Origin of the sequence: Dietzia sp. HMSC21D01, from assembly GCF_001815995.1 — a bacterium.
Lineage (GTDB): Bacteria > Actinomycetota > Actinomycetes > Mycobacteriales > Mycobacteriaceae > Dietzia > Dietzia cinnamea.
The window spans coordinates 1-10,673 of sequence record NZ_KV823934.1 but is presented as its reverse complement, the minus strand read 5'-3'; the positions used below and the strand labels follow the sequence as shown (position 1 = coordinate 10,673).

Annotated in this window: 11 protein-coding genes and 1 pseudogene; 2 read left to right on the top strand and 10 right to left on the bottom strand. The window is 73.3% G+C overall.

What is annotated here, in order from left to right; translation table 11 throughout:
• The 7 genes from HMPREF3086_RS09755 to clpS all read right to left on the bottom strand — a co-directional run.
• Positions 1-402: non-canonical purine NTP pyrophosphatase (locus tag HMPREF3086_RS09755; RefSeq protein ID WP_305790933.1), on the bottom strand; the 402-nt coding region annotated here is incomplete at its 3' end.
• A gap of 2 nt (positions 403-404) precedes the next feature.
• A complete protein-coding gene (gene rph / locus HMPREF3086_RS09750; protein WP_007627767.1) occupies positions 405-1,190 on the bottom strand; it encodes a ribonuclease PH in 786 nt (261 codons plus the stop codon).
• 26 nt (positions 1,191-1,216) lie between these two features.
• The gene (locus tag HMPREF3086_RS09745) at positions 1,217-1,996 is read right to left on the bottom strand and encodes an MBL fold metallo-hydrolase (RefSeq protein ID WP_070721593.1); all 780 of its coding nucleotides are present in this window, start codon (positions 1,994-1,996) and stop codon (positions 1,217-1,219) included.
• A 73-nt stretch (positions 1,997-2,069) separates the two neighbouring features.
• Positions 2,070-2,885: a glutamate racemase gene (murI, locus tag HMPREF3086_RS09740; protein ID WP_070721588.1), complete on the bottom strand. Its 816-nt coding sequence runs from the start codon at positions 2,883-2,885 to the stop codon at positions 2,070-2,072.
• Complete coding sequence (locus HMPREF3086_RS09735) at positions 2,882-3,577, bottom strand: rhomboid family intramembrane serine protease (RefSeq protein WP_007627770.1); 696 nt, start codon at positions 3,575-3,577, stop codon at positions 2,882-2,884. Before HMPREF3086_RS09735 ends, murI begins: the two co-directional genes overlap by 4 nt.
• Positions 3,578-3,587: 10 nt before the next feature.
• Complete coding sequence (locus tag HMPREF3086_RS09730; protein ID WP_070721586.1) at positions 3,588-4,208, bottom strand: DUF2017 domain-containing protein; 621 nt, start codon at positions 4,206-4,208, stop codon at positions 3,588-3,590.
• Between the two features lie 4 nt (positions 4,209-4,212).
• Positions 4,213-4,506: an ATP-dependent Clp protease adapter ClpS gene (clpS, locus tag HMPREF3086_RS09725; protein ID WP_007627772.1), complete on the bottom strand. Its 294-nt coding sequence runs from the start codon at positions 4,504-4,506 to the stop codon at positions 4,213-4,215.
• A gap of 104 nt (positions 4,507-4,610) precedes the next feature.
• Here clpS and HMPREF3086_RS09720 point away from each other — a divergent pair, with 104 nt between their 5' ends.
• The gene (locus HMPREF3086_RS09720; protein WP_070721585.1) at positions 4,611-5,969 is read left to right on the top strand and encodes a nicotinate phosphoribosyltransferase; all 1,359 of its coding nucleotides are present in this window, start codon (positions 4,611-4,613) and stop codon (positions 5,967-5,969) included.
• Between the two features lie 33 nt (positions 5,970-6,002).
• Positions 6,003-8,111 (top strand): ATP-dependent DNA helicase, encoded by a 2,109-nt coding sequence (locus HMPREF3086_RS09715; RefSeq protein ID WP_070721583.1) that lies wholly within the window; start codon positions 6,003-6,005, stop codon positions 8,109-8,111.
• 68 nt (positions 8,112-8,179) lie between these two features.
• Here HMPREF3086_RS09715 and HMPREF3086_RS09710 read toward each other — a convergent pair whose 3' ends face one another.
• The 3 genes and pseudogenes from HMPREF3086_RS09710 to HMPREF3086_RS09700 all read right to left on the bottom strand — a co-directional run.
• Positions 8,180-8,929, bottom strand: a complete 750-nt coding sequence (locus HMPREF3086_RS09710; protein WP_070721580.1) for an aminoacyl-tRNA hydrolase — start codon at positions 8,927-8,929, stop codon at positions 8,180-8,182.
• Positions 8,930-9,006: 77 nt separating this feature from the next.
• Positions 9,007-10,236 (bottom strand): phosphoserine phosphatase SerB, encoded by a 1,230-nt coding sequence (gene serB, locus HMPREF3086_RS09705; RefSeq protein WP_210401856.1) that lies wholly within the window; start codon positions 10,234-10,236, stop codon positions 9,007-9,009.
• A gap of 137 nt (positions 10,237-10,373) precedes the next feature.
• Positions 10,374-10,673, bottom strand: a pseudogene (locus HMPREF3086_RS09700) (cytochrome ubiquinol oxidase subunit I); the annotation flags it as partial.

Here is a 10,673-nt window from a genome sequence, read left to right as displayed (position 1 = left end):
CACGCCCGGCCCGACCAGCGCGCACGCCGAGACGAACGCCGCGCCCCGCCGCTCGTCCGGGACGTCCGACAGCTGGGCGAGCAGCAGGGCGTTGTTCGCGGCGTCGTCGCCGTGACGGCCGGCCCAGCGCGCCGAGAGCACGCCCGGCATCCCGTTGAGCGCGTCCACGGCCAGGCCCGAGTCGTCCGCCAGGCACGGCAGCCCGGTCGCCAGCGCCCCGGCGCGCGCCTTGATCAGGGCGTTCTCGGCGAACGTGGCGCCGGTCTCGGGCTCCTCCGGGAACTCCGGCACCTCGTCCAGCCCCACCGGCTCGATGCCGACGACCCCCTCGGACTCGAGCACCCGGCGCAGCTCGGCCAGCTTCTTGGCGTTGCGGCTGGCGACCAGCAGACGGACGGCCACGGCTACCGCCCCCGGTTCCGCGCCGCGGGCGGGCTGGGCAGCTCGCCCGGGTACGGCGCGGCGAGCGCCTCGCGCTGCAGCGCGAACAGTCGCTCACAGCCGGCCTGCGCCGAGTCGAGCATCGCGTCCAGCACGTCGCGGCCGAACGCGGCGCCCTCGGCCGTGCCCTGGACCTCGATGAGCTTGCCGCCGTCCGTGCACACCACATTCATGTCCACCTCGGCGCGCGAGTCCTCCTCGTACGGCAGGTCGCACAGCACGTGTCCGTCGACCACGCCGACGCTCACCGCGGCGACCGCCCCGGTGAGCGGGTTGCCCGTCACCGCGCCGGAGGACTGCAGCCACGTGATCGCGTCGGCCAGCGCCACGTACGCGCCGGTGATCGCCGCCGTGCGCGTACCGCCGTCGGCCTGGAGCACGTCGCAGTCCAGCGCGATGGTGTTCTCCCCCAGAGCGGACAGGTCGATGCACGCGCGCAGCGAGCGGCCGACGAGCCGGCTGATCTCGTGGGTGCGGCCACCGACCTTGCCGCGCACGGACTCGCGGCCCGACCGCTCGTGGGTCGCCGCCGGCAGCATCGCGTACTCTGCCGTCAGCCAGCCCAGCCCCGATCCCTTACGCCAGCGCGGCACGCCCTCGGTGACGCTGGCCGTGCACATGACGCGGGTCTGCCCGAAGGTCACGAGCACCGACCCCGCCGGATGCGAGGTGAAGCCCCGCGTGATGGTCACGTCGCGCAGCTCGTCGACGCCGCGTCCGTCTGCCCTGTGGAAGTTCGAAGAGGTCACGACCGCCGATCCTAGCGGGCGCCCCCCTAGACGGTGATCCGCAGATCCGGCTCCGCGAGCAGGATCTCGCCGTCGAACTCGGCGGCCGCCTCGGCCCGGACCGCCTCGTGGTCGGTCCACGGCGGGATGTGGGTGAGCACCAGCCGGCCCACCCCGGCCCGCCGGGCGGTCAACCCCGCCTCGGAGCCCGACATGTGGATGCCGGGCGGGCGCCCCTCCTCATGCGTCCACGACGCCTCACACAGCAGGACATCCGCGCCGACCGCGAGCTCGACCAGGGCATCGCAGTACGCGGTGTCGCCGCTGTACGCCAACACCCTCCCGTCACCGGACTCCAGGCGGAGCCCGTACGACTCCGGCGGATGCTCCACCCGCTCGGCCCGCACGTGCAGGGCCACCTCGTCGTCGTCGCCCCTCATCGCCACCTCGGGCGTGACGTCCCACGTCGACACGTCGAACGTGTCCGACAGGTCGTCGACCGCTCCCGGCTCCTCCGCCGACGCCACCCCGATCCGGTAGGCCGTCCCCGACGGCCCCACCAGCGGCACGCGACCCGCGCCCCGCGCGCCGGGGCCGAAACGCCGCAGCACCAACAGGCTCGGCACGTCGAGGCAGTGATCCGCGTGCAGATGCGACAGAAGGATCGTCGCGTCCTCGGGCGCGACGTGCCGCTGCAACGCGCCGAGCACCCCGGGCCCCATGTCGACCACCACGGGCGCCAGACCGTCGACCTCCACGAGGTACCCGGACGCCGGCGACGTGGGTCCGCCGATACTTCCCGAGCAGCCGAGGACAGTCAGAAACATGGGCACCATCGTGCCACGCCGCACCGCGTGTCGTGGTGATCGCGGCCGCACGCGCCCCGCGCGTGACAGCGCCTCACCGGGCGGCCGTCCGGCCCACCGCCACCAGCCCCGGGCCCAGGAACCGCGACGCCACCCGCCGGAACGCGTCCGGGTCGCCCGTGACGAGGTACTCGCGCGTCGGCGGGTCCGCCGGATCGTGCGGCCGCAGCAGATCCTCCGCCGTGAGCACCCGCAGCACGTCCTTGGCCGTCTCCTCCGCGCTCGAGACCAACGTGACGTGATCGCCCGCCGCGAGCTGCACCACCCCTGACAGCAACGGGTAGTGCGTGCAGCCCAACACCAGGGTGTCGACGTCGGCGTCCCGGATCGGGGCGAGATAGGCCTCCGCCAACCCGAGCACCTGACGGCCGCTGGTGATGCCGCGCTCGACGAACTCCACGAACTTGGGGCACGCCACCGACGTCAGCTCGATCCCGGCGGCCGCCGCCACCGCGTCGTCGTACGCCCGCGACGCCACCGTCGCGCGGGTCGCGATGACCCCGATCCGACCCGAGCGCGTGGTGGCCACCGCGCGCCGCGCCGCCGGCTGGATGACCTCGACCACCGGCACCGGGTAGCGCTCGCGCGCGTCCCGCAGCATCGCCGCCGACGCGGTGTTGCACGCGATCACCAGGGCCTTGACGCCGCGGTCGACGAGCTGGTCCGCCACCGCCAGGGCGTGCGCGCGGACCTGCGCCAGGGACAGCGGACCGTACGGCCCGTGGGCGGTGTCCCCGACGTAGACCACCGACTCGTCGGGGAGCTGGTCCACGATCGCCCGGGCGACCGTCAGCCCCCCGGCGCCCGAGTCGAACACGCCGATGGGGGCCCGCGGATCGGGGCGCGTCACCTCCGCGGTCCGGCGGGACGCCCCGCCCGGCCTGCGGTGAGGTGACGTGCCCCGCGGTCGCGGTCACGGTCGCGTCTGAGGCCGTACGCCGACGCCACGCCGCCGACCGCGCCGCCCAGGTGGCCCTGCCACGACACGCCGTCGAGCATCGGCGACAGGCCCGCCAACGCCTCGAGTCCGTAGTAGAAGCCGATGACCAGGCCGATCACCAGGTGCAGGATCCGCCGGGAGAAGAAGCCGCGGACGATGACGTAGAAGATGTAGCCGAACACGATGCCGGACGCCCCGATGTGGACGGTGCCCGCGCCGCCGAGCAGCCAGGACACCACGCCCGAGGCCAGCCACGAGATCAGCGTGACGCTGAGCAGCGGCCGGATTCCCGACAGGGCGATGATCGAGCCCAGCACGAGCAGGGCGATCGAGTTGCCGATGAGGTGCGCCCAGTCGCCGTGCAACAGCGGTTGGAACACGATGCCGAGCAGCCCGTCTGTCGACAGCGGCTGCACACCGTAGTCGTCGAGCGTCTGCCGGGGGCCGACGAGCTCCACGATGACCCGGTCCGCGGCCTCCACCACCCACATCAGGGCGACGAACGACCACAACAGGACCAGGGCCGGCCACCGCCGCGGACCCGGGTCCGCCGGCCGGGCCGCTCCGGCGCCCGGCCAGGGCGATCTCGGGTCACGGTTCACGGTGTTCTCCTCACTGCCCGTCCAGGGCGGTGCACAGGGAGTCCTGCATGAAGGTCAGCCAGTGGTACACGTCCAGCTGGGCCGACCGGGGATCGTCGTCCGGCACGTACTCGGGGATGTCGGTGGCGGGTGTCCCGTCCGTCGAGCCGGCCTCGAGCAGGACGGCCCCCAGGCCCAGGCGCACGTCGTTGAGGCAGCGCATCCACGCCCCCGCCTGGTCGAGGGTGAGCGACACGGTGCCGCCGCGCGAGGGCAACGAGCGCAGGACCACGCCCGCGCAGTCGAGCTTCGCGTCGATGATGGCCGGCTCGTGGATCATGCGCATACCCGCGTTGTGGGCGCGCGCGACGGCCGCCCGGTCGGCCTCGGACCCGTCCCGGCGATCGGCCGCCTCCGGCCGGTGGAAATCCGGCAGCAACCGCGCGAGCGGAGCCTCGGCCGGGAGCCGGGAGTGCCCGCTGCGCATACCCGTGATCTCCGCCAACTCGTCCCGCGGCGCCGAGTCACGACGCTGCTCGAGCATGTCCACGATGTTCGACACCAGCGCGTGCAGGATCTGCACCTCGTGGCTCTCCATGACGGACTTGATGCGCGTCCCGCCCAGGGACGACTTCCGCTGCCAGGCCTTCACCGGCTCACGCCTCCCGCTGCATCGTGGCCCACAACCCGGCCTCCTGCAGCTTGCGGACGTCGTTCTCCACCTTGTCGCGGCTACCGGACGAGACCACCGCCCGGCCGTCGTTGTGGACCTTGAGCATCAACTCGTGCGCCTTCTCGCGGCTGTAACCGAACACCCGCTGGAACACGAACGTCACGTAGCTCATGAGGTTCACCGGGTCGTCCCACACGACGGTCAACCAGGGATTGTCCACCCCGCCGTCGAGGTCCGCGTCCGTGGTCTCCACGGGCGCGGCCGACGGCATCGCCATCACCGGGGCGGTGCTCCTGACGGCCGCAAGCGGTGTCGTCACAGGGTGCATGGTTCCCAGGATACGGATTCGCGGCGGGTCGGCCACGCCGTAGAGTCGGCCCCGTGACCTCGACGACCACCTCCCCTGCCACGCCCGGCTCCGGGCGACCGTCCACCGCCCTGCTCACGGACAAATACGAGCTCACCATGATCCAGGCGGCCCTCGCGGACGGCACGGCCGACCGGCCGTGCGTGTTCGAGGTGTTCGCCCGGCGCCTGCCCGCCGGCCGCCGCTACGGCGTGGTCGGCGGCACCGGACGCCTCCTCGAGCGGCTGGCCGACTTCCGGTTCGACGACGAGGCGATCGACGCCCTGGCCGACTCGCTCGACGAGCGGACCACGGACTGGCTGCGGGCCTTCCGCTTCACCGGCGACGTCGACGGCTATCCGGAGGGCGAGCTGTTCTTCCCCGGCTCCCCCGTCCTGAGCATCCGGGGCGGCTTCGCCGAGTGCGTCGTACTGGAGACGCTCGTGCTGTCGGTGCTCAACCACGACAGCGCGATCGCCTCCGCCGCCGCGCGGATGAACTGGGCCGCGGATGGTCGGCCCATCATCGAGATGGGCTCGCGCCGCACCCACGAGGAGGCCGCGGTGGCCGCGGCCCGCGTCGCCTACCTCACCGGCTTCGACGCCACCTCCAACGTCGAGGCGACCCGACGCCACGGGGTGCCGTCGGCAGGAACCTCGGCCCACTCGTTCACCCTGCTGCACACCGGCCCCGACGGACCCGACGAGGCGGCGGCGTTCCGGTCCCAGGTCCGCGCGCTCGGCGTCGGCACCACGCTCCTCGTGGACACCTACGACATCACGGCCGGGGTCGAGACCGCGATCGAGGTGGCCGGGCCCGAGCTCGGCGGCGTCCGCATCGACTCCGGGGACCTGGGCGTCCTCGCCCGCCAGGTCCGCGACCAGCTCGACTCGCTGGGCGCCTACAACACCCGGATCGTCGTCTCCGGCGACCTCGACGAGTACGCGATCGCCGCGCTGCGCGCCGAACCCGTCGACGTCTACGGGGTCGGGACCAAGCTCGTCACCGGCTCGGGCGCCCCCACCGCCGGGATGGTCTACAAGCTCGTCGAGGTCGACGGGATCCCGGTGGCCAAGCGGTCCGCGCACAAGGAGTCCCTCCCCGGGGCCAAGCGCGCGATCCGCCTCCACCGGCGCACCGGCACCGCGGTCGAGGAGGTGCTCCTGCCGTTCTCCGCGGAGGCCCCCGAGGAGAACGGGCTGGAGAAGCGCGAGCTCATGCTCCCGCTGATCCGGGGCGGGGAGACCGTGCCCGGCCTGCCGACCCTGGAGGAGTCGCGCGCCCACCACGCGTCGGTCATGGTCTCGCTGCCGTGGGAGGGGCTCGCCCTGAGCGAGGGCGACCCCGCGATCCCCGTGCGGGTCGTGCCGCCGGGGGCGCTGCCCGGCGCCTGACCCGGTGTCCGGGCGGGCCGCTAGGGTAGCCGCGTGACCGACTCGCTCCCCTCCGTCTCCGAGCTGCTCGCCACCGCGGTCGAGAGCCTGGGTGGCAGCGAGCGGACGGGGCAGCTCGCGATGGCGGAAGCCGTCGGCAACGCGTTGTCCACCGGCGAGCACCTCGCCGTCCAGGCCGGCACCGGCACCGGAAAGTCCCTCGCCTACCTGGTGCCCTCCCTCCGCCACGCGGTCGCCACCGGCGGCACCGTGGTGGTCTCCACGGCGACCATCGCTCTGCAGAACCAACTGGTCGACCGGGATCTGCCCCGCCTGGCCGCCGCACTCCGCCCCGAGCTGGGTGTGAGCCCGTCCCACGCGATCCTCAAGGGCCGCGGCAACTACCTGTGCCTGCACCGGGTGAGCACCGGGCCGGTCGACGAGGCCGACCCGGAGGAGATCGAGACCGAGGAGCTGTTCGACCTCCCGATCGGCGGCGAGCCCACCGCCGCGCGCACCCCCCGCCAGGCCTCCACGCGCGACACCGGACCCAGCTCCTGGCTCGCACGCGAGATCGCGCGGCTCCACGACTGGGCCCAGGAGACCGACACCGGTGACCGCGACGACCTCCCCCGCGGCGTCTCCGACGCGGCGTGGCGGCAGGTCTCGGTGACGAGCCGGGAGTGCCTCGGGCAGGTCTGCCCCGAGTTCACCGAGTGCTTCGCGGAGCTGGCACGCCAGAAGGCCGGCCAGGCGGATGTCGTGGTGACCAACCACGCCCTGCTCGCGATCGACGCGATGACGGACGTGTCGGTCCTGCCCGAGCACGACGCCGTGGTGATCGACGAGGCCCACGAGCTGGCGGACCGGGTCACGGGAGTGACCACCGCGGAGCTCACCGGCGCCGCTGTCATCCAGGCCGCGCGCCGTGCGGCCAAGCTCGTGGATCAGCAGACCGCGGACCGCATGGTCGCCGCCGGCGAGGGCCTGGCGACCCTGCTCGAGATCTGCCCCGAGGGGCGCTGGGACCTCCTGCCCGAGGGAGCCGACCTCGCCCTGGCCGCCGTGCGCCACACCGCCGAGAACTGCCGCAGCGCCGTGCCTGGCCCCAAGCCCGGGGAGGTCGCCAACGACCCGCAGGGGGCCTCCGACCGGCAGAAGACCCTCGCCGCGCTCGACGAGATCGCCGACGCGGCCGACCGGATGCTGTCCTCCTACGAGAAGCCGGTCACCGAGCGCGTCGAGATCGTGTGGATGAGCGTCGAGGAGCGTCGCGGCCGGATCCTGCGGGTGGCGCCCCTCTCGGTCGCCGGGCTGCTGCGCGCCCGTTTGTTCGCCGAGTCGACCGTCATCCTCACCTCCGCGACGCTCACCACCGGGGGGAGGTTCGACGGACTCGCCGCCACCTGGGGCCTGCCGCCGGCGTCGTCCGCGCGCCCGGACACCGCGAGCGCCGTCGCGCTCGAGCCGCCGTCCGACGACGACGCGAGCTCCCTGCGCTGGACCGGCCTCGACGCGGGCTCACCGTTCGACTACCGCCGCAACGGCATCCTCTACGTGGCCTCGCACCTGCCCGCGCCCGGTCGGGACGGGACCTCGCCGGCCGCCGAGGACGAGCTGGTGGACCTCATCACCGCCGCCGGCGGCCGCACGCTCGGCCTCTTCTCCTCGATGCGCGCGGCCAGGGCCGCGGCCGAGCTCCTACGCGAGCGCCTGGACACCCCGGTGCTGTGTCAGGGCGAGGACTCGACGGCCAACCTCGTCGCGCAGTTCGCCGAGGACGAGGAGACGACCCTCGTGGGGACCCTCTCGCTGTGGCAGGGCGTCGACGTCCCCGGGCGGACCCTGTCCCTCGTCGTGATCGACCGCATCCCGTTCCCCCGGCCGGACGATCCACTGCTCTCCGCGCGACAGCGTGCGGTCGGGGCCCGCGGGGGGAACGGATTCCTCGCCGTCGCCGGTAACCACGCCGCCCTCCTGCTCGCCCAGGGCGTCGGCCGACTGCTCCGACGCACCGAGGACCGCGGCGTGGTGGCCGTGCTCGACTCCCGCCTGGTCACCGCCCGGTACGGCGGGTACCTGCGCGCCTCACTGCCCCCGTTCTGGCAGACCACCGACCGCGACGTGGTGATCGGCGCGCTGGAGCGCCTCCGGAACGCCTGAGACATCGGCGGGCGACCGCCGGACATCGCACGCGCCGCCCTCAGCGCGACGCCGTCAGTGCGCCGCCGTCAGCGGTCGACCGCGATCACCGTCAGCGATCCGGGGGCCACCTCGGTGTAGCCGGCGTCCACCACCGCGGCGACGCCCGGCGTGCCCGCGGCGACCGCCTCGGACAACGAGCGCCAGCGGGATCGGTCGGCCTCCCGTACTGCCACCGGGCGTCCCTGCGCGATCCAGCGGTCGAGGCGGGCCCTGCCCATCTCCGCGATGAGCAGCATGACGCCGTGGCCGACCTGGGCGGCGGCCTTGCCGACGGACATCTCTAGCGCCCCGTCGATCCACACCACCGGAGTGCCCACGGGCGGCGCCGGCGGCTCATCGCGGGCCAGGTCGGTCCCGCCGATCTGCAGTTTCGCCAACCGCGGGTCGACCTCGTCCACCGGGCCGGGGACGCACGCGCGCGCCGCACACCCGTCCACCTCGTGGGTCACCCCGGGAACGTCGAGGGCGGCCCGCCACGGTGCACCCCGCGCACGCCGCGCGATCTTGCGCATACGGGCGTCCAGCCAGTCGGCATAGGGCTCGTGCCACGGCCCGCCCGGGGCCACGCGCTCGTCAAGGCAGACAGCGGCGACCGCGCCGGCCACCGCCTCCAACAGCGGGGTACGGGCCGGGGGTTCGTTCTTGGGCAGGTGCAGCACGATGGGCATCGACCGCACCGTCGAGCGGTCCTCGGGGTCCTCCGCGCCGCGCGACCCCGCCCGCAACCGTTCGTGGCACCAGTCGAGCGCCGCGCCGGACGCCAGCCCGCCGACCACCCCGCCGGCTGCCCCCGCCGTCTGCCCGTCGACAGCGGCAGCCCCGTCAGGCCCGTCAGGCGTGTCAGACGCGCCGGTCACGTGAGCGGCACGCGTCGGTACGTCCCCGCCGCGGTGTCCGCGGCCTCGATCTCGTCGCGGGTGATCCCGAGGACGAACAGCACCGTGTCGAGGAACGGCTTGGACAGCGACGCATCCGCGACCTCGCGGAGAGCGGGCTTGGCGCAGAACGCGATGCCGAGCCCCGCGGTCGTGAGCATGTCGATGTCGTTGGCACCGTCCCCGACGGCAACGGTCTGGCTGAGCGCGATGCCGAGTTCGTCGGCGAACGCGCGGAGGTACTCCGCCTTCGCCTCGCGGTCGACGACCTCCCCGATCACCCGGCCGGTGAGATGACCGTCGACTATCTCGAGCGTATTGGCCTTCGCGAAGTCCAGACCCAGTTCCTCGACGAGGCCCGAGATGACCTGGATGAAGCCCCCGGAGACCACGCCGCAGCGGATCCCCAGCCTCTTGAGGGTCCGGATCGTGGTGCGGGCGCCGGGTGTGAGGACGATGCTCGCGGCGACCTCGTCGAGGACGGTGGCCGGCAGCCCGGCGAGCGTGGCGACCCGCTCGTGCAGCGACTGGGCGAAGTCGAGCTCACCGCGCATGGCCCGTTCGGTGACGGCGCGGACCTCCTCCTCCTTGCCGGCATGCGCTGCGAGCATCTCGATGACCTCGCCCTGCACGAGCGTGGAGTCGACGTCGAAGACCACGAGCCGCTTGGAGCGACGGCTCAGGCCCGCCCCGTCGACGGAGATGTCCACCCCGTGCGCGTCGGAGAGGGGGGCGAGCGTCTCTCGCAGCCGCGCGTCGTCGGCCGCGTCGCGACGCGCGGTCGACACGTGGAGTTCGATGCCGGTGACGGGGTAGTCGGCGATGCCGCGGATGATGTCGATGTTCGCGCCGATCGAGGCCAGCGCGCCGGAGACCGCGGAGAACGCCGACGCGGTGACCGGGCTCCCCAGGATCACCACCGCGTGGGTCGACGGCGGGGCCGCGGGCGCTATGTCGTCGAACTGCACCTCGAGGTTCATCCCGAGGTCGTGGACCTGCTCGGTGAGCTCGCGGACGACCGCGACGACGTCGGCGTCACGGTCGACCCGGACCATCAGCCCCAGGGACAGATGCCCGTTGACGACGACCTGTTCGACATCGACGAGGTCGGCGTCGTGCGCGGCGAGGACGGACATGACCCGCGCGGTGACTCCGGGCCGGTCGGGCCCTGTGACGGTGAGGAGGGCCGGGGTGCCGGAGGTGCTCACGTGTGCTCCTGACGAGTGAATCGTGGTGGGCGGCTGCTGGGTGGTGCGGTGGGCCGACAGACGGGAACCCCGCCGGTGGACGAGCCAGCCGACGGGGTTCCCGGGACCTGTGCCCGTGGGTGAGTACGGGCGGGTGGTCAACCCTTCTGCGGAGAGGTCCCGCGCTGGGCCACGTCCTTGACGGCGTCCGGGTCCTGGGACTTCTTCCGGCCGCCCACGTGGGCCTCGGCGCGCATGCGCTCACTCATGTGCGGGTAGTGCAGCTCGAACGCGGGGCGCTCGGAGCGGATGCGGGGCAGCGTCACGAAGTTGTGGCGCGGCGGCGGGCAAGAGGTGGCCCACTCCAGGGAGTTACCCGCACCCCACGGATCGTCGACAGTGACGATCTCGCCGTAGCGCCAGCTCTTGATGATGTTCCAGATGAACGGCAGCATCGC